This is a genomic window from Stenotrophomonas maltophilia, assembly GCF_006974125.1.
Lineage (GTDB): Bacteria > Pseudomonadota > Gammaproteobacteria > Xanthomonadales > Xanthomonadaceae > Stenotrophomonas > Stenotrophomonas maltophilia_O.
In genome coordinates, this window is record NZ_CP037858.1 from 3,782,052 (window position 1) to 3,799,999 (window position 17,948).

Genomic DNA, 17,948 nt, shown 5'->3' on the forward strand with positions numbered 1-17,948 from the left:
TGGGCAATCCCGCGCGCGCGTTCATTGATCCGGATCAATGACTGAACGGATACAGCTTGTACAGCAAGCTGAATCGTTCCTGCGTTGTCATCAAGCCGTCATCCGCGCGCGATAGATGGCCCACGCCCGCGTCGCTAACCTGCCACGCTGTCGCACCTTTTCCCCGATTGCCCATGAAGCGCCTGCTGCTGTTGTTGCTGGCGTGCGCCGGCCTGTGGCTGGCTGCATGCTCGTCCTCGATCAATGCCTCGTCCACCTCGCTCGCCGATCGGCTGATCGCGCCGGGTGGCGTATCGACCCTGCTCGATCGTCCGCGCATTGCCGCGGCCATTGCCGAACTGCCCAATCGCCACGGCTTCGCGCCGGGCCGCGATGGCGTGCCGATCTTCTGGCGTGTGTTCGATCCTGGCGATTATGGCGCGCGTTACCACTACCTGCCGCAGCGCCACGAGAACGGCCTGCCGCTGGATACCGGGCTGAGCCTGGCGGTACCGCAGCCGTTCCGCGCACAGGCGCCGCGCGGCACCGTGGTGCTGCTGCACGGCTGGATGATGAACGGTGATTCGATGCTGCCGTGGTCGCTGCAGCTGGCCGAATCCGGCTACCGCGTGGTCACGCTCGACCTGCGCAATCATGGCCAGTCCGGTGCGGGGCCGTCCGGCTATGGCACCTACGAATCGGACGATGTGGTCGATGTGATCAACGAGCTGCGTGCGCGCGGCGAAGTGACCGGCCCGCTGTATCTGTTCGGCGTGTCGTATGGCGCGGCCACGGCGGTGTTCACTGCCGACAAGCTGGGGGACCAGGTGGAAGGCGTGGTGGCGATGGAATCGTTCGCCAACGCCGGCGTGGCCATCCGCACGATGATTCCGCACCTGATGGGGCTGCAGCCGGAAGGCTTGAAGGCGCAGGCGGTGGCCTCCTACGCGCGCTGGCGCTATGGCGGCCAGGACATCAACCAGGTGATCGCCGCCGCCAGCCGGCGTATCGACGTTGATCTGGACCGTGTGGACGTGGCCCGCGCGCTGGCCGATACCCGCGCCTGCGTGCTGCTGCTGCACGGGCAGGGCGACCAGCACATTCCGGTCAGCCAGGGCCGCGAACTGGCCCAGGCCAACCCGCGCGCGCACTACATCGAGATGCGCGGCGAGGATCACATCACCCTGCCGCTGCGGCTGGACCTGCTGGCCGGCGTGGTCGACGACTGGATGGCGCGCGACGAGCACCATCCGCAGAGTGCCTGCCCGGCACCCCAGCTGCCGGCCCAGGCCGAGTGGCTGACGCGCAGCTGAGAAAAGGGGACGGAGGGGATTAAGTCGTTTCCCGCACTCCTGGGTTGGAAACGACTTAATCCCCTCCGTCCCCTTTTTCCGTCAGGCCACCCGTCTTGCCAGCGAGCGGGCAGACGCCGCGACGCCGAGCAGCAGCGCGGCCACGCACAGGAAGGCGAAACCGAGGCTGGTGGCATGTGCCAGTGCGCCGATCGCCGCCGGACCGGCGAGGATGCCGGCATAGCCCAGCGTGGTGACCGCGGTGATGGCGATGCTCTCCGGCATCACCCGCTGCTGGCCCGCCATCGAGAACAGCGCCGGCACGATGTTGGCGCAACCCAGCCCGACCAGCACGTAGCCGGCCAGCGCCACCGGGAACGAGGGCACCAGCGTGGCTAGGGTGAAGCCTGCTGCTGCAGTGATGCCGCCGATGACCAGGGTGCGGGTGCGGCCGAGGCGCTCGACGATACCGTCGCCGAACAGGCGCATCGCGGTCATCGCCAGGGTGAACAACGCGAAGCCGGCCCCGGCCTGGTCGCGTGGTACCTGCCGCACTTCAGCCAGGAACACCGCACTCCAGTCCAGCATCGAGCCCTCGGCAAGGAACACCACGAAGGCCAGCACGCCGATGAACAGGACCACGCCATGCGGCAGCGCCAGCAGAGGTCCTTCGTGCAGGATCCGTTGCGGACGCCAGTGCGCCGCCGACAGCACGGCCACCAGCAGCAGAGCGGCCACCGAAACCAGCGCGGCCAGCCACAGCGGCGTGCCGAGGATCAGCAGCCCGGTCATGCAGCCGGCGCCGACGAATCCACCGATGCTGTAGAAGGCGTGGAAGCCGGACATCATTGCGCGCCCGGCGTCGCGCTCGACCGCCACCGCCTGCATGTTCATCGCACAATCCAGTGCACCGACGCCGGCGCCGAACACGAACAGTGCCGCCCCCAGTGCCAGTGGCGTCGGTGCCAGTACCAGCAGGGGCAGGGCGCACAGCATCATCGCGCAGGTGATCACCATCACCCGGCGGCAGCCCAGCCGCCCGGTCAGCGCACCTGCCAGTGGCATCGCCAGCAGCGAACCCAGCCCGAGGCACAGCAGCACGGCGCCGAGACTGGCGTCGGACAGCCCGGCCTTGGCTTTGGCGTAGGGCACCATCGGCGCCCACGCGGCGGTGGCGAATCCGGGGATGAAGAAGGCGGCACGGGTGGCGTGCTGCTGGGCACGCGGGGATGAAGGCGTCATGCGCGATGCGAAGCTCCAGGGGATGCTCATGAAAACGTTTTCAAGTCGGATCGGCAAGTGCCATGCATGACATCGGGCGACGCATACGATTGCAATGACCCGATTGCGTCACCAGTGATTAACGCCATGCGCGGACAGTGGCTGCACGGTCGGCATCCCGCCGGCCGCTGCCGGAGACCTGTTCATGAGCACGACACCGACCATCCTCCTCGTCCATGGATTCTGGGGTGGGGCCGCACACTGGGCCAAGGTGATCCTGGAACTGCATCGCAACGGCCATGACCGCGTGCAGGCGGTGGAACTGCCACTCACCTCGCTGGCAGACGACGCAGGACGTACCCAGAAAATGATCCGGCAGATCGACGGGCCGGTGCTGCTGGTCGGCCACTCCTACGGTGGCGCTGTGATCAGCCAGGCCGGTAACGAGCCCAACGTGAAGGGCCTGGTCTACATCGCCGCCTTTGCTCCCGATGCCGGCGAGAGCCCCGGCGGAATCACCCAGCAGCATCTTCCGGAAGCGGCGCCGAACCTGGCCCCGGACAGCGATGGCTACCTGTGGCTGCGTGCCGACAAGTTCCATGAGAGCTTCTGCCAGGACCTGAGCGACGACGAAGGCCGGGTGATGGCAGTGACCCAGAAGGCGCCGTTGGCCAGCACGTTCGGCGATACGGTCAGCGATCCGGCGTGGAAGCACAGGCCGAGCTGGTACCAGCTGTCCCGCCACGACCGCATGATCGCACCAGAAAACCAGAAGGCCATGGCCGCAAGGATGCAGCCCAAGCGCCTGCTGGAGCTGGATGCCAGCCATGCCTCACTGGCCTCGAAGCCCAAGGAAGTAACCGCGTTGATCCTGGAGGCCTGCGCCGCCATCGGCGGTTGAGCCCCAGCAGCACAGCGCGACAGAACACAGCACGACAGCCGGGGCGCAGGGGAGTACACTCCTGCGCCTGCGGCCGCCCGGCCGCGTTCCCATCCTGCCTCCAGCCGCCGCCAGAGGATCCCACCCTATTGTGGAGGTCCTGCCGTGCTGTCTGTGCCCGTTGTCCGTCTTCCGTCCTCATTGCCGCGTCGCCGCCTGCTGCCGCAGGTACTCGCGCAGAGCCTGCTGATCGCATTGTTGGGCAGCAGCGCAATGGCTGCCGCGCAGTCCGTCACTGAAGCGGACAAGGATCGCCAGGCGCCAGCCTCGCAGACCCTGCAGACCGTGCAGGTCACCGCCAACCAGCTGGGCACCATCACCGAAGGCAGCGGCGCCTACACGCCGGGCACCATCGCCACCGCCACCCGCCTGGTGCTGACCCCGCGGCAGACCCCGCAGACCATCAGCGTGATCACCCGCGCCGAGATGGATGACTTCGGCCTGCACGGCATCGATGACGTGATGCGGGTGACCCCGGGCATCAGCATCGTCACCTACGACAGCGAGCGCACCGAGTACTACGCACGCGGCTTCGCCGTGCAGAACTTCCAGTACGACGGCATTCCGATGTCGCGTGACTCGGCCTACTCGGCGGGCAACACGCTCAGTGATACCGCCATCTATGACCGCATCGAGGTGCTCAAGGGCGCCACCGGTCTGTTGACCGGCATGGGAGATCCCGGCGCGACCATCAACCTGGTGCGCAAGAAGCCGGGCAAGGACTTCGCCGGCAGCGCGACGCTGGGCGTGGGGCGCTGGGATGACTACCGTGCCGAGATCGATGTCGGCGGCCCGTTGACCGCCGATGGACGCGTGCGCGGTCGTGCAGTGGGCGCCTGGCAGGACAAGCATTCCAATCTCGATTACTACCAGCGCACCAGCAAGGTCGGCTACGCGGTGCTGGAAGCCGATCTGGGCGAGCGCACGCTGCTGACCGTGGGTGGCGATGCGATGGACAGCGACCCGAAGGGCTCGACCTGGGGCGGCATTCCGCTGCTGGACAGTGCCGGCAACTTCAATGACATGCCGCGTTCGTTCAACAACGGCACCCGCTGGAGTGGCTGGCGCCAGTATGTTCGCACCGGTTTTGCCACGCTCGAGCACACCTTCGCCAACGACTGGGTGGCCAAGCTGCAGCTCAACCACCAGGTCAACGGCTATGACGCGGCGCTGGCGGGAGCGGCCGCTGGCAATCCCGATCCGGTCACCGGCGAAGGCGTGTCGTTGTGGCTGGGCAAGTACGTTGGCAAGACTGTCAGCAACGCGGCCGACTTCTACCTGAGCGGTCATTTCGGCCTGTTCGGCCGCGAGCATGAGCTGGTGGTCGGTGGCAGCGCCTCGCGCAAGCGCTGGACCAATACCGGTTACTCGCCGCAGCCAGGCTATCCGACCGAGGTGCCCGATTACCGCGCATGGCAGGGCGACATTGCGGAGCCGCAATGGCAGCGCAGCTACGACAACAATGAAGTGACGCGCGAGAATGGCGTCTATGTGGTCGGTCGTTTCGACGTGGCCGATCCACTGAAGGTGATCGTGGGTAGCCGCCTGGCCAGCTATCGCTCGCCGGGCACGCGCGAGAGCGGCGTGTTCGTGCCGTATGCCGGTGTGGTCTATGACCTTGGCGAGCACTATTCGGTGTACGCCAGCTACAGCACCATCTTCAAGCCGCAGGGCCAGCGTGACGAGCAGGGCAAGGCACTGGATCCGCTGGAGGGCCGCAGCTACGAGGTAGGCCTGAAGGCTGAGTTCTTCGATGGGCGCCTCAATGCCAGCGCGGCGCTGTTCCAGCTTGACCAGGACAACTTTGCCCAGCCCACCGGCGGCAAGACGCCGGATGGCCAGGATGCCTACCGCGCGTTGATGGGCGTGCGCACCAAGGGCTACGAGCTTGAGATGTCGGGCCAGCTGGCGGAAGGCTGGCAGGTGCAGGGTGGGTTCTCGCACAAGATCGCCCGCCAGGCCGGAGCCAAGGTCACCACGCTGGAACCGGAAAACCAGTTCAGCCTGCACACCAGCTATCGCCTGCGTGGCGACTGGCAGGGGCTGACACTGGGTGGTGGCGCGCGCTGGCAGGATTCCACTTTCGGCGAGATCACCAACCCGGCGAGCAGTGCGCAGGTCGTGCATCGCACGCAGCCGTACTGGCTGCTCGATGCGATGGCGCGCTACCAGTTCAACGATCGCCTGTCGGCCACGGTCAACGTCAACAACCTGCTCGACAAGCGTTACTACACGATCTTCAACTGGTACAGCACCTACACCTGGGGTGAGCCGCGCAATGTACGGCTCACCTTGAACTACAGGTTCTGACGCGGGTCTTGTAGAGCCGAGCCCACGCTCGGCTGGCTGTCAAACCGCAGCCGAGCATGGGCTCGGCTCTACACATACGCCCGCGATGCTCTGCAGCATCGCGGGCGTTGTGGTTACAGCGGCAGGTCGAACACCAGCACTTCGGCGTCGTTGCCGTTTTCCAGGGTCAGCTGCGCTTCGTCGCTGACCTGCAGCGCATCACCGGCTTCCAGGGTGATGCCGTTGACCTGCAGCTGCCCACGGGCCACCTGCACATAGGCGCCACGACCATTGCCGAGCGCATGGTGCAGCTTCTGGCCGCCGTCGAGGATGGTGGCGAAGATGCGGGCATCCTGGTGGATGCGCAGCGAACCGTCGGCGCCGTCCGGCGAAGCGATCAGGCGCAGCTGGCCGCGCTTGCTGTCCGGCGTGAAGTGGGTCTCCTCGTAGGACGGCGCGATGTTCTCCGCATCCGGGAAGATCCAGATCTGCAGGAAGTGCACGGTCTCGTCGGCCGAGTGGTTGAACTCGCTGTGGGTGACGCCGCTGCCGGCGCTCATGCGCTGCACGTCGCCGTAGCGCAGCACCGAACCGGTGCCCATCGAGTCCTTGTGTTCCAGCGCACCGCCCAGCACGTAGGAGATGATCTCCATGTTGCTGTGGCCGTGGGTGCCGAAGCCCTGGCCGCCGATCACCTTGTCTTCGTTGATCACCCGCAGCGGGCCGAAGCTGACGTAGCGCGGGTCGTAGTAGTTGGCAAAGGAGAAGGTATGGCGCGAGGACAGCCAGCCATGCTCGGCCAGGCCACGGGTAGCGCTCTTGCGGATCTGCAGCATGATGGAATCTCCTTGTTCGATGGTTTCGATGGGGCGGGGTGGGCCGGTAGCCGCTGTGTTTCCCCGTTGGAGAGAAGTATCCGCTTGCGCCCGGGGTTTGAAAAACGGATAGTTTTGACAGCCATCATCGAAAAATTCGAATGCTCAAGCTCAGCCTCGATGCCCTGCAGATCCTGGATGCCATCGACCGCCGCGGCTCGTTCGCCGGCGCCGGCAAGGCCCTGCACAAAGTGCCCTCGACCATCTCCTACACCGTGGCCAAGCTGGAGGAGGACCTGGGCGTTCAGCTGTTCGACCGGGTCGGCCCGCGCGCCGAGCCGACCGAGGCTGGCCGCGCGCTGCTGGACGAAGGCCGGCACCTGCTGCGCGCCGCCCGCGAGCTGGAGCTGCGGGTGCGCCGGGTGGCATCGGGCTGGGAGACCGAACTGACCCTGGCGGTGGACTCGGTGTTCCCGACCTGGCTGCTGGGCCCGGACATCGCCGCGTTTCGTGAGGCCGAGGCACCAACCCGGCTGCGTCTGATCGGTGAGGCACTGTCAGGCACCTGGGAGGCCTTGCTGGACCGGCGTGCCGATCTGCTGGTCGGCGCGCCGGGTGAGGGCCCCAGTGGCGGTGGTTATGTGGTCGAGCCGCTGGGCACGGTGGAGTTCGTGTTCGCGGTCGCGCCCGATCATCCGTTGGCCGCAGTGCCAGGCGTGCTCGGTCGCGAGCAGCTGGTCGAGCACTGCGCGATCGCGGTCTCCGATTCGGCGCGACGGCTGCTGCCGCGCACGGTCGGCCTGTTGATGGGGCAGGAGATGCTGACGGTGCCGGACATGGCCAGCAAGCTGAAGCTGCAATGCGAAGGCGTGGGCTTTGGTTTCCTGCCCGAGCCATGCGCGCGCGCTGCGGTGGCGCGTGGCCAGCTGGTGATCCGCGAGGTGGAGGAGCACAAGCCGGAAGAGACCTTCTGGCTGGCCTGGCGCACCGGTGAGGATGGTGCGGCATTGCGCTGGTGGCGCGAACGCCTGCGCAGGCCGGAGCTGCTGTCGCAGTGGTGGCAGGCAATGGCCGGGGTGTAGGGTTTTGGCAGGGCTGCGCCCTGCACCCGCTAGGGGTTGGAGCAACAGCAACTGCAACAACAACAGAAGCTGGTTTCCTGAGGGATGGCGGGGTGGGTCCGGTTGCGGGAGACGCCGTAAACCCGTCCTTGGGGGCTTGGCCGCGGCATCCATGCCGCGGACACTCCCGCAACCGGACCCACCCCGCCTTCGACAGAGTCCCGCTGCTGTTGGTAGGTGTCGACCTTGGTCGACACGGTAGATCCACGCCATGCGTGGATGCTCTTCGATCAATTATCGAAATACTCGAACTCGATGGAGATTCATCCACGCATGGCGTGGATCCATCAGATCGCGGAAATCTGTCAGAGGTGGGGTGGTGTCGGAGTGCGGGGTGTCAGCCGCATGGATGCGGCTGCCAAGGCTACATGGATGTACTTGCGCCGTCCCCGCACTCCGACACCGCCCCGCCAAACCACGGAATGCCAGCTTTTGCCGTTGCCGTTGCCGTTGCCTTGGCTTGAAGCCTCTGCAGGTGCAGGGCGCAGCCCTGCCGGAAAACACACATAAAAAAACAGCAGGCCGAGGCCTGCTGTTTCGGTGTAATGGTGCGCCCGGAGAGATTCGAACTCCCGACCGCCTGGTTCGTAGCCAGGTACTCTATCCAACTGAGCTACGGGCGCCAATTACATAAACTTGTTGTGCTGACTGTGTATGGTGCGCCCGGAGAGATTCGAACTCCCGACCGCCTGGTTCGTAGCCAGGTACTCTATCCAACTGAGCTACGGGCGCGCGGTACACAATCAATCTACTGCTTAATTTTACTTCATTTCCAGCGGCGGATGCTGGAAACCTGTCGAGTGGTGCGCCCGGAGAGATTCGAACTCCCGACCGCCTGGTTCGTAGCCAGGTACTCTATCCAACTGAGCTACGGGCGCCCTGCGACAGGAGCGGAATTATGCGGATGTCGGCGCGCACCGTCAACAGTTTTGTGAAAATTTTCATCCAACTGAATGAAAAAGCTGTCAGCCACGGCGTCCGGGGCCTTCAGCCAGGCGAAGTGATCGGCGTGCGTACCCAATTCCTGCGCGGACAGCACGCGCAGCTGCGCGACCACATTCGGCAGTTTCGCCAGTAACGTCTGCATCGATCCGGTCGGTGCCAGCCAGTCATGTTCCATCAGCACAGCCTGCGCGCTGCCATGCACGCGCGCCATCTGCGTGTCGAGGTCTTCGTCCATGCCGGCGGCGGCGTAATGGTTGTTCAGGCCGACGCGCGCCCAGTCGGCGATCAGGCCACGTGCCTCGGTACCGCCGAAGCCAAGGCGTCGCCCATGCAGGACGCCCTGGCGTTGCGCGATCCACGGCAGGAAGCGGTAGACCAGCGGCAGCAGCCAACCCCGCGGTGGCGGGAAGCCGCGCCAGAAGGGTGAGCCACTGGCGGCCAGCCACAGCCGGTTGAAGTGCTGCGGATTGCGCCCGGCATGCACGCATGCCAGCTGTCCGCCGAGGCTGTGGCCGCCGATGATCCAGGGCAGGGCGCCAGCCTCGTCATCCGCTGTGGCAAGGACCGCTTGGCTGGTCGGTAGATCCCGCTCGAGCACCTCGCGATAGCCCCAGTCCTGCGTGCGCGATGGCCGCAGTGAACTGCTGCCGTTGCCGCGCCACTCATGCAGGTAGACCGCCACGCCCTTCGCAGCCAGGGCCTGCGCCAGCGGAAGATAGTGGCGCGCAGCCACGCCCAGCGCGGGCAGCCACAGCAGGCGCGCAATGGGCTGTGCGGGCACGCAGGCGATCACTTCGTAGCGATGGCCGTCGATGCACTGCACGGCGAGGATGCGCGGTGTCAGGCTCATGCGTGCGGAGCCGCGCCAAAATGGTCGAGCACCAGTACTTCGCTGCGGCCCGGCGCATAGCCTTGCTGCAGCCCACGTGCAACGTAGTCGATGCCGGCTTCGCAGGCATTGGCCAGGCTCAGGCCGTTGCACAGCTGCGCAGCAATGGCCGAAGCCAACGTGCAGCCGGTACCGTGCGCATCCAGTGGCAGGCGCGCATGGATGAATTCTTCGCTGCTGACGCCGTCGAAATAGCGGTCGATCACGCGATTGCCTTCCTGCAGGTGGCCGCCTTTCAGCAGCACTGCGCCAGCACCGAGGTCGAGCAGGGCCGAAGCGGCCTGTTCTGCGTCTTCGCCGTTGCTGATCTTCCGGCCGACCAGCAGTTCTGCTTCCGGCGTATTGGGGGTGATCAGCGTGGCCAGCGGGATCAGGCGCTCACGCATGGCCTGCAATGCGCTGTCTTCCAGCAGGCGTGCGCCGCTGGTGGCGACCATCACCGGGTCCAGCACCACGTGGGGCGGACGATGCTTCTCCAGTGCGTCGGCGACGGCGTTGATCACTTCGGCGTTGGCCAGCATGCCGAGCTTCACCGCGTGGATGTCGAAGTCGTCGAAGCAGGCGTCCAGCTGTGCACGCAGGAAGTCGATCGGTGGCACATGCACGGCGGTCACGCCGCGGGTGTTCTGTGCGGTCAGCGCGGCGATCGCCGAAAGACCATGCACGCGATGCGCGGCGAAGGCCTTCAGGTCGGCCTGGATGCCGGCGCCGCCACCGGAGTCGGAGCCGGCGATGGTAAGGACGGAGACGGGAGTGGTCGGGCTCATCGGTTGATTGTGCCGTGGTCCAGCAGGGGAAGGTAGATCCACGCCATGCGTGGATGCCTTTGATTCAATGCCGCCAACGTGCCCATTGCTGGTACAGCACATAGCCCAGCCCGGTCAGGCCGGTCAGCAGGGCAGGGGCGAGCAGGGCGTCGTACTGCCAGCGTACGAACAGCCAGGCGCCGATGATGCCTCCAGCGAGGAAGCCGCTGATGATCAGGCCGCTGAGGGTCAGGCGTCGTACCTGCAGCGGCAACCCGCGCAGCAGGTGACCGAGGCCGATGCCCAGGTCGGTGAACATGCCGCTGAGGTGGGTGGTGCGCACCACCGCGCCACTGAAGGTGGTGGCCATCGCGTTCTGCAGGCCGCAGGCCATGGCGGCCGCCAGTGCGCCCCAGATCTGGTGTTGTTCAAAGAGCGGAATGGCGATCAGCAGCAGCGCCGATTCCAGTGCCAGTGCCACGCCGTAGCGCCGGCCCAGTTGCAGGGCGCTGTCCTGGATCAACAGGCCGCTGAGCATCGCGCCCAGCGAGAACGCGATCAGCAGCCCCCACAGGTGCCCGACGGCGCGCCAGTCCCCCTGTGCCAGTGCCATGCCGAGCTGGCTGGTGCTGCCGGTCATGTGGCTGACCGCCTGGTGCTCGAAACCGAGGAAGCCGACCACGTTGACCATGCCGGCCACGCACGAGAGCGCGACCGCGCCAATCCAGACCCAGGTGGGCAGGCGTATTCCCATCGACGGGGCCCTCAGGGCCCGCCGAAGCCGCCGTTGAACTGCAGCTCGCTGAAGGTGTTGCTGGCCGGATCGAACACTGCGCCCCAGAACTGCGTACCGCCGTCGCAGACGCGGATTGCTTCCCGTGCCGGATTGATGCCGCTGTCGTCGGGCAGGTGGAAGGCGTTGACGTAGATCAGCCGCTTGCCGGCGCTTTCGATGCCGACGTACTGGCGGTCGAAGTCCAGCACCTTCGGCACTTGCGCTTCAAGCGATGACAGCTGGGCTTCCAATTGATCGATCTGCTGCCGGCTGGGCGCCCAGTAGCCGCTGACCCGCCCGGCCTCGCGGCCGGGACTGGGTCGCGAACAGGTGTCGAGCACCTGCGCGGCGATGATCGGGCGGGTGACCACCCAGGACTGGCCGGTGCGCTCGGCGGTCGGCACGCTGGCCGGGCCGCGCGTAGTGGTGCAGGCGCCCAGGGTGGCTGCGAGGGCGATCGCAGCCGTGGGCAGCAGCAGGCGGGTGCAGCGGTTCACAACACCTCCGAAGCGTAATCGGCCAGGCGCGAACGCTCGCCCCGGCGCAGGGTGATGTGTGCACTATGCGGCCAGTTCTTGAAGCGATCCACCGCGTAGGTCAGGCCCGAAGTGGTTTCGGTCAGGTACGGGGTGTCGATCTGCTCGACGTTGCCCAGGCAGACGATCTTGGTGCCGGGACCGGCACGGGTGATCAGCGTCTTCATCTGCTTCGGGGTGAGGTTCTGCGCCTCGTCCAGGATCAGGTAGCGCGACAGGAAGGTGCGGCCGCGCATGAAGTTCATCGAGCGGATCTTGATGCGGCTGGCGAGCAGGTCGTTGGTGGCCTGGCGGCCCCAGGTGCCGCCTTCCTGGTTGTGCGTGAGCACTTCCAGGTTGTCGGTCAGCGCGCCCATCCACGGCGTCATCTTCTCCTCCTCGGTGCCTGGCAGGAAACCGATGTCTTCGCCGACGCTGACCGTGGCGCGGGTCATGATGATCTCGCGGTAGCGCTGCTGGTCCATCGTCTGCGCCAGGCCGGCGGCCAGCGCCAGCAGGGTCTTGCCGGTACCGGCGGTACCCAGCAGGGTGACGAAGTCGATTTCCGGGTCCATCAGTGCGTTGAGCGCGAAGTTCTGCTCGCGGTTGCGCGCGCTGATGCCCCACACGGCGTGGCTGCCATGGCGGAAATCATCGACCAGCGACAGCACCACCTTGCCGTCGCCGACCACGCGGCTGACACGCAGTTCGACTTCGTCTTCGCCGGGCAGGTAGACGTACTGGTTCGGGTACCACTCCTCGCCATCCTGCGCCTGGATTTCGTAATGCGTGCGGCCCTTGTCGCTCCAACTGCGCAGGTCGTCGCCGTGACGCTTCCAGAAGTCTTCCGGCAGCTCGGTGGCGCCGGTGTAGAGCAGGCTGAAATCGTCCAGCGCGCGGTCGTTCTCGTAGTCCTCGGACACGATGCCGGCGATGGCGGCCTTGATCCGCAGGTTGATGTCCTTGGAAACGAACACCACCGGCAGGTCCGGGGTTTCTTCCTTCAGCGCGAGGATCGCGCCGAGGATGGCATTGTCGGGAATGACCTTGCCAAAGCTCTTGCCCGCGTCGAAATGGCTGGTCTGGAAGCGCAGCTTGCCCGCGCTCTGCTTGCCGCGCAGCTGCAGGCCATTGGGGCGCTGCAGCGGAATGCCGTCGGCCAGGTTGTCCAGGCCGGATTCCTGCACCAGCTCATTGAGGAAGCGGCTCACCTGGCGGGCGTTGCGGCTCGCCTCGGAGGTGCCCTTCTTGCCGTTGTCCAGCTCCTCGATCACCTGCATGGGCAGGTAGACGTCGTGTTCCTCGAATTTGAACAGCGCGGTGGGATCGTGCATCAGCACATTGGTATCCAGCACGTAGATGCGCTTGCCTCGGGTCATCGTCGATTCCTGGTTACGGACAGGGAAAAACCACCACGGCCTGCTGCAGGGCAGGGTGATGGCAGACACAGTAGGCAGTGGGACTCACTTGGACTGGGAGGCCTTCAGTTCGGCGAGAACGGCATCGGCATGGCCGGCAACCTTGACCTTGCGCCAGGACTGCACGATGCGGCTGTCGGGGGAAATCAGGAAGGTGCTGCGTTCGATGCCACGTACCTGCTTGCCGTACATGTTCTTCATCTTGATCACGTCGAAGGCGGTGCACAGCGCTTCGTCGCCATCGCTGACCAGCGGGAAGCTGAAGCCCTGCTTGGCACAGAAGTTGTCGTGCGACTTCACCGAGTCGCGAGAGACGCCGAGCACGACCGCACCAGCCTTCTTGAACTTCGGAAGCAGGGCGTTGAAGTCGATGCCTTCGGTGGTACAGCCTGGGGTGCTGTCCTTGGGATAGAAGTACAGCACCAGCCACTGGCCGGCATAGTTGCCGAGGGTGGCCTGGTCGCCACCGGACAGTGCCAGCGGCAGGGAGAGGGTGGTGCTGTCCAGGGTATCGCCGTTGTTCATGAGGTCCTTCTGTCGAGCCTGGGGTGTTTCTACGACAATTGCATGAAACGCCACGCGCCCGTGAGAGGCGCGCGAAAATCCGCACGTCCGATCAGAATTTCATCGGGTCCATGATCGCGTCCAGGTTCAGGTGGTCGCAGAACTCGAGGAAATCGTCGCGCAGCGCGGCGATGTGCATGTTGGCCGGCACGCCGATGGTGACCTGCGCGCTGAACATCTCCGCACCGGTCTGCATGGCGCGGTAGCGCGTGCTCTGCAGGTTCTCGATGGTGATGCCCTGGCGGTCGAAGAAATCGGCCAGCTGGAACAGGATGCCCGGCTTGTCGGCGGCGATCACCTCGACGATGTACGGCAGCAGGTTGGACTGCGCCTGCTTGGCGGCGGTGCGGTACCAGACCAGCTTCAGGCCTTCCTCGCGCTCGAGCCGGGTCAGCATCGCTTCCAGCTTGGCCACCGAGTCCCATGAGCCGGTGGCCAGGGCGGTGACCGAGACATCGCGACCGACCGTGGCCAGGCGTGCGTCCACCAGATTGCAGCCGCTGTCGGCAATGCGGCGGGTGACGGACAGCAGGGGGGACTCCGGATGCGTCGTATAGGCGTTGATCAGGAGGTGGTTTTCGCTCGGCGCGGGGCGCGGGGTGGTGTCGGTCAAGGCGATTCCGGGTAATGCATGCGTTAGTCTGAATGCCCGCCAGAGGCGGGGATCCACCGGTGTCCAGCATACTTGCCCGTGCTTTCGCGCCGCAAGTAACATTCAGGTCGCCCCCGGCCTTTCGTGGCGGGCGTTTTCCCTTTCCAGCCAAGAGCAGCACGTCCTTGTCCCTTTCCGGCCTCATCACCGCGCTGGCGACCCCGTTCCGGGCCGACGGCGCCCTCGATCCCGACGGTTGGCAGCGCCTGCTGCACCTGCAACTGGAAGGTCGCGTCCATGGCGTTGTCGTTGCCGGCTCGACCGGCGAGGCGGCAACGCTCACCGATGCCGAGTACGACCTGCTGCTCGCCAGCGCGGTCGAGCGCATCGGCGGCCGCATCCCGGTCATGGCCGGTACCGGCCTGTCGGGCACCGCCAAGACCATCGAACAGACCCGCCGTGCCGCCGCGCTCGGCGCCAGCCATGCGCTGGTGGTCACCCCGCCTTACGTGCGGCCGACCCAGGCTGGCCTGATCGCGCACTACCGCGCGGTCGCCGACCAGGGCGGGCTGCCTGTCGTGCTGTACAACGTGCCAGGCCGCACCGGTTGCGACATGCAGCCGGAGACCGTGGCCGAGCTGGCCAGCCATCCCAACATCGTCGGCATCAAGGAGGCGGTGGGCGACACCGGCCGGGTGCAGGCGCTGCTGGCCCTGCGCAGCCCGCAGTTCGCCGTGCTCAGCGGCGACGACGGCACGGCGGCACGGTCGATCCAGGCCGGCGTCGATGGTCTGATCTCGGTCGGATCCAATGTGCTTCCGGGCGCTTACCGCCGGATGTGTGAGCTGGCCGCCGCCCACGACCATGAAGCCACCGGGTCCTGGGACGCGCGCCTGCAGCCGTTCCATGACTTCTGCGGTGTCGAGCCGAACCCGATTCCGGTCAAGGCGCTGCTGCGCCGCATCGGCATCGGCCACGACCTGCGCCTGCCGCTGCTGCCGCTGTCGGCGCCGCACCATGCGGCCGCCGACCATCTTGCCGGCGACATCGCCGCCCTCGAAGCCCTTTCCAGCCACTGACCTTTCGTCTTGGTCTGACCCAGGAGATTCACATGCGTCAATCCGTTTCCACTGTCCGCGTGCTGTCCTACGCCCTGCTTGCTGTAGCTGTTGCGGCCGGCACCACCGGTTGCTTCAAGCGTGGCGTCAAGGGCGACTACGCCCTGGCCCCGGAAATGCGCCCGCTGGAAGTGCCGCCGGACCTGAACCTGCCGGCCACCACCGGTGACAACAAGGTGCCGGCGCTGGTTTCGGCCACCAAGCCGGCAGCACCGGCAGCCGCGGCTCCGGCCGTTGGCAACACCGGTTTCACCATTGCCGGCGGCAAGGATGAAGCCTTCGCCAAGGTCGGTACCGCGCTGGAAGGCGTGGAGGGCGTGACCATCGCCAGCCGCGCCCAGCTGCTCGGTTCGTACGACGTGGCCTACGAAGGCAGCAACTTCCTGGTCCGCGTGGTGGCCGTCGATGCTGGCGCCTACATCTCCGCGGTCGACCCGCGTGGCCTGCCGGCCACCGCCGAAGCGCCGGTGAAGCTGATCGCCGCGCTGAAGGCGAAGCTGGCCCAGTAAGGCCGGTCGGGTGGGCGTGGGCCCAGGCCCGCACCTGCCCGGGTAGAGGCCGACCTTGGTCGGCACTTCTGTGCCAACCAAGGTTGGCACCTACCGAGAACAGAAAAGGGCGCCATGGGCGCCCTTTTCCGTTGTCGCAGCGGGCGCTTCTCAGCGCTCCAGCAGCTTCAGCTTGTCCGGCTTGCCATCCCACTCGCCGGCGTCGGCGGGCGGGTCCTTGCGCACGGTCAGCACCGGCCACTCCTTCGCCAGTTCGGCGTTGAGCGCGACGAAGCCTTCCTGGCCGGCGGGGACATCGTCCTCCGGGAAGATCGCATTGACCGGGCACTCCGGCTCGCAGAGGGTGCAGTCGATGCACTCATCCGGGTCGATCACCAGGAAGTTCGGGCCTTCGTGGAAGCAATCCACGGGGCATACTTCCACGCAATCGGTGTGTTTGCACTTGATGCAGTTTTCGGTGACGACAAAGGGCATGGGCTGGGGGTGGATCGATTCCTGAACCCGCCAATTCTAGAACAGGTTGGCCTCCGGTGTCGGCGCAGAGCGGAAATCGGGCGTCTGGCAGGCGCGGCCGTGGCGGTCATTGGCGGCAGGGCAGGGCCTGTGCGACGCTGCGGGGCGATCGGTCACCCGCCGTGGCCGGACTCCCTTCCCAGCAGGATCGTCCATGTCCCAAGCCCAGCCCAGCACCGCGCCCCACGGCGGTGAGAACACTGCATTCATCGTCCTGATCAGCTGCGTGGCCACCCTCGGTGGATTCCTGTTCGGCTTCGACAGTGGTGTCATCAATGGCACGGTCGACGGCCTTCGCCAGGCCTTCAACTCCAGCGAGGCGGCGCTCGGTTTCGAAGTCGCTTCGATGCTGCTGGGGTGCGCCATCGGTGCCTTCCTGGCCGGCTGGCTGGGGGATCGCCTGGGCCGTCGTGGCGTGCTGATCGTGTCGGCGCTGATGTTCCTGGTTTCGGCGCTGGGCGCCGGTGCCGCCCACGCCTCCTGGCTGTTCATTGCTGCACGCGTGCTTGGCGGCTTCGCGGTGGGGGCGGCGAGCGTGATGTCGCCGGCCTACATCGCTGAAGTGGCCTCGGCGCGCTATCGCGGGCGTCTGGCCACCGTGCAGCAGATGGCGATCATCTGCGGCCTGTTCGCGGCGTTCCTCAGCAACTACCTGCTGGCCCGCGCCGCCGGGGCCTCGACCGAGCCGTTGTGGCTGGGCCAGGAGGCCTGGCGCTGGATGTTCTGGATGCAGGCGCTGCCCTCGGGGCTGTTCCTGCTGCTGTTGCTGGTGATTCCCGAAAGCCCGCGCTTCCTGGTCGTGAAGGGGCGCCCGGAGCAGGCGAGGGCGGTGCTGTCGCGCCTGTATGGTGAGGGCACGGCTGCGACCAAGCTGGCCGAGATCGAGGCCAGCCTGGCCCAGGACCAGCACAAGCCACGCTTCGCCGACCTGCGCGACAAGGTCACCGGCAAGCTGCGCCCGATCCTCTGGGTCGGCATCGGCCTGGCGATGTTCCAGCAGCTGGTCGGCATCAACGTGGTGTTCTACTACGGCGCAGTGCTGTGGCAGGCGGTCGGCTTCTCGGAAAGTGACGCGCTGCTGATCAACGTGCTGTCCGGTGCATTGAGCATCGGCGCCTGCCTGCTGACGGTGCTGTTGATCGACCGCATCGGGCGCAGGCCGCTGCTGTGGATCGGTTCGGTCGGCATGTCGGTGGCGCTGGTGCTGATGGTGGTCGCTTTCGCCAGTGGCAGTCTTGCCGACGGTCGCCTGCAGCTGTCCGATGGCATGGGCCGGCTGGCGCTGGTCGCGGCCAATGTCTACGTGGTGTTCTTCAACATGTCCTGGGGCCCGGTGATGTGGGTGATGCTGGGCGAGATGTTCCCCAACCAGATCCGCGGCCCGGCGCTGGCCGTTGCCGGTGCGGCGCAGTGGACCTCGAATTTCGCGATCACCGTGACCTTCCCGATGCTGCTGGCCGGCATCGGCCTGGCCGGTGCCTATGGCATCTATACGGTGGCGGCCATCCTTTCGATCTTCTTCGTGGTCCGCTACGTGCGCGAGACCAAGGGCAAGGAGCTGGAGCAGATGGAAGGCTGACGGCCGGCCTGTGTTTCAGCGCCTCCCTGTTCTGCGGGGAGGTGGCAGGCCAGCCGATCCAGGACACGCCGTAAACCCATCCATGGGGGCTCGATGGCGCCATGGATGGGCTTTTGCGTGTCCAGGCC

17 protein-coding genes and 3 tRNA genes are annotated in these 17,948 nt (G+C 66.2%); 7 read left to right on the forward strand and 13 right to left on the reverse strand.

The features are described 5' to 3' along the window. The first annotated feature begins 173 nt into the window (after positions 1-173). On the forward strand, positions 174-1,292 hold the full coding sequence (locus EZ304_RS17410) for an alpha/beta fold hydrolase (protein WP_049412666.1): 1,119 nt from the start codon (positions 174-176) through the stop codon (positions 1,290-1,292). An 81-nt stretch (positions 1,293-1,373) separates the two neighbouring features. Here EZ304_RS17410 and EZ304_RS17415 read toward each other — a convergent pair whose 3' ends face one another. After that, a complete protein-coding gene (locus tag EZ304_RS17415; protein WP_142808119.1) occupies positions 1,374-2,513 on the reverse strand; it encodes an MFS transporter in 1,140 nt (379 codons plus the stop codon). Positions 2,514-2,697: 184 nt separating this feature from the next. Here EZ304_RS17415 and EZ304_RS17420 point away from each other — a divergent pair, with 184 nt between their 5' ends. Beyond that, complete coding sequence (locus tag EZ304_RS17420; protein ID WP_099554286.1) at positions 2,698-3,393, forward strand: alpha/beta hydrolase; 696 nt, start codon at positions 2,698-2,700, stop codon at positions 3,391-3,393. Between the two features lie 144 nt (positions 3,394-3,537). Continuing rightward, a complete protein-coding gene (locus tag EZ304_RS17425; RefSeq protein WP_142807714.1) occupies positions 3,538-5,742 on the forward strand; it encodes a TonB-dependent siderophore receptor in 2,205 nt (734 codons plus the stop codon). A 113-nt stretch (positions 5,743-5,855) separates the two neighbouring features. Here the strand turns inward: EZ304_RS17425 and EZ304_RS17430 are convergent, their stop codons facing one another. Continuing rightward, positions 5,856-6,557, reverse strand: a complete 702-nt coding sequence (locus tag EZ304_RS17430) for a pirin family protein (protein WP_049428172.1) — start codon at positions 6,555-6,557, stop codon at positions 5,856-5,858. A 140-nt stretch (positions 6,558-6,697) separates the two neighbouring features. Here EZ304_RS17430 and EZ304_RS17435 point away from each other — a divergent pair, with 140 nt between their 5' ends. Then, the gene (locus EZ304_RS17435; protein ID WP_099554280.1) at positions 6,698-7,618 is read left to right on the forward strand and encodes a LysR family transcriptional regulator; all 921 of its coding nucleotides are present in this window, start codon (positions 6,698-6,700) and stop codon (positions 7,616-7,618) included. A 585-nt stretch (positions 7,619-8,203) separates the two neighbouring features. Here the strand turns inward: EZ304_RS17435 and EZ304_RS17445 are convergent. The 10 genes from EZ304_RS17445 to EZ304_RS17490 form a co-directional block, all read right to left on the reverse strand. Further along, positions 8,204-8,280: transfer RNA gene (locus EZ304_RS17445), tRNA-Arg, on the reverse strand. A gap of 32 nt (positions 8,281-8,312) precedes the next feature. After that, positions 8,313-8,389 (reverse strand) — tRNA-Arg (locus EZ304_RS17450). Between the two features lie 69 nt (positions 8,390-8,458). Then, a tRNA-Arg gene (locus EZ304_RS17455) sits at positions 8,459-8,535 on the reverse strand. After that, positions 8,526-9,452, reverse strand: a complete 927-nt coding sequence (locus tag EZ304_RS17460; protein ID WP_142807715.1) for an alpha/beta hydrolase family protein — start codon at positions 9,450-9,452, stop codon at positions 8,526-8,528. Before EZ304_RS17460 ends, EZ304_RS17455 begins: the two co-directional genes overlap by 10 nt. Next, positions 9,449-10,258: a bifunctional hydroxymethylpyrimidine kinase/phosphomethylpyrimidine kinase gene (thiD, locus tag EZ304_RS17465; RefSeq protein ID WP_099554275.1), complete on the reverse strand. Its 810-nt coding sequence runs from the start codon at positions 10,256-10,258 to the stop codon at positions 9,449-9,451. The genes EZ304_RS17460 and thiD overlap by 4 nt, the downstream gene beginning before the upstream one ends. Before the next feature lie 64 nt (positions 10,259-10,322). Further along, the gene (locus EZ304_RS17470) at positions 10,323-10,991 is read right to left on the reverse strand and encodes a YoaK family protein (RefSeq protein WP_049410361.1); all 669 of its coding nucleotides are present in this window, start codon (positions 10,989-10,991) and stop codon (positions 10,323-10,325) included. Positions 10,992-11,002: 11 nt separating this feature from the next. Beyond that, complete coding sequence (locus tag EZ304_RS17475; protein ID WP_099554271.1) at positions 11,003-11,509, reverse strand: hypothetical protein; 507 nt, start codon at positions 11,507-11,509, stop codon at positions 11,003-11,005. Further along, positions 11,506-12,906 carry a PhoH family protein gene (locus tag EZ304_RS17480; RefSeq protein ID WP_049486960.1) on the reverse strand — a complete coding sequence of 467 codons (1,401 nt, stop codon included), beginning with the start codon at positions 12,904-12,906 and terminating at the stop codon, positions 11,506-11,508. Before EZ304_RS17480 ends, EZ304_RS17475 begins: the two co-directional genes overlap by 4 nt. A gap of 84 nt (positions 12,907-12,990) precedes the next feature. Further along, positions 12,991-13,470: a peroxiredoxin gene (locus tag EZ304_RS17485; protein WP_142807716.1), complete on the reverse strand. Its 480-nt coding sequence runs from the start codon at positions 13,468-13,470 to the stop codon at positions 12,991-12,993. Between the two features lie 91 nt (positions 13,471-13,561). Beyond that, complete coding sequence (locus EZ304_RS17490; RefSeq protein ID WP_005409051.1) at positions 13,562-14,122, reverse strand: glycine cleavage system protein R; 561 nt, start codon at positions 14,120-14,122, stop codon at positions 13,562-13,564. Between the two features lie 164 nt (positions 14,123-14,286). On the opposite strand from EZ304_RS17490, the gene dapA reads away from it, so the two are divergent. Further along, complete coding sequence (gene dapA / locus EZ304_RS17495) at positions 14,287-15,180, forward strand: 4-hydroxy-tetrahydrodipicolinate synthase (protein ID WP_111202489.1); 894 nt, start codon at positions 14,287-14,289, stop codon at positions 15,178-15,180. Positions 15,181-15,212: 32 nt separating this feature from the next. Next, on the forward strand, positions 15,213-15,728 hold the full coding sequence (locus tag EZ304_RS17500) for a hypothetical protein (protein ID WP_005409053.1): 516 nt from the start codon (positions 15,213-15,215) through the stop codon (positions 15,726-15,728). A 150-nt stretch (positions 15,729-15,878) separates the two neighbouring features. Here EZ304_RS17500 and fdxA read toward each other — a convergent pair whose 3' ends face one another. Beyond that, on the reverse strand, positions 15,879-16,202 hold the full coding sequence (fdxA, locus tag EZ304_RS17505) for a ferredoxin FdxA (protein ID WP_005409054.1): 324 nt from the start codon (positions 16,200-16,202) through the stop codon (positions 15,879-15,881). 193 nt (positions 16,203-16,395) lie between these two features. Between fdxA and EZ304_RS17510 the strand changes: the two genes are divergently transcribed. Beyond that, entirely contained in the window at positions 16,396-17,820 is a 1,425-nt protein-coding gene (locus EZ304_RS17510; protein WP_099554263.1) for a sugar porter family MFS transporter, read from the forward strand. The last annotated feature ends 128 nt before the right edge of the window (positions 17,821-17,948 follow it).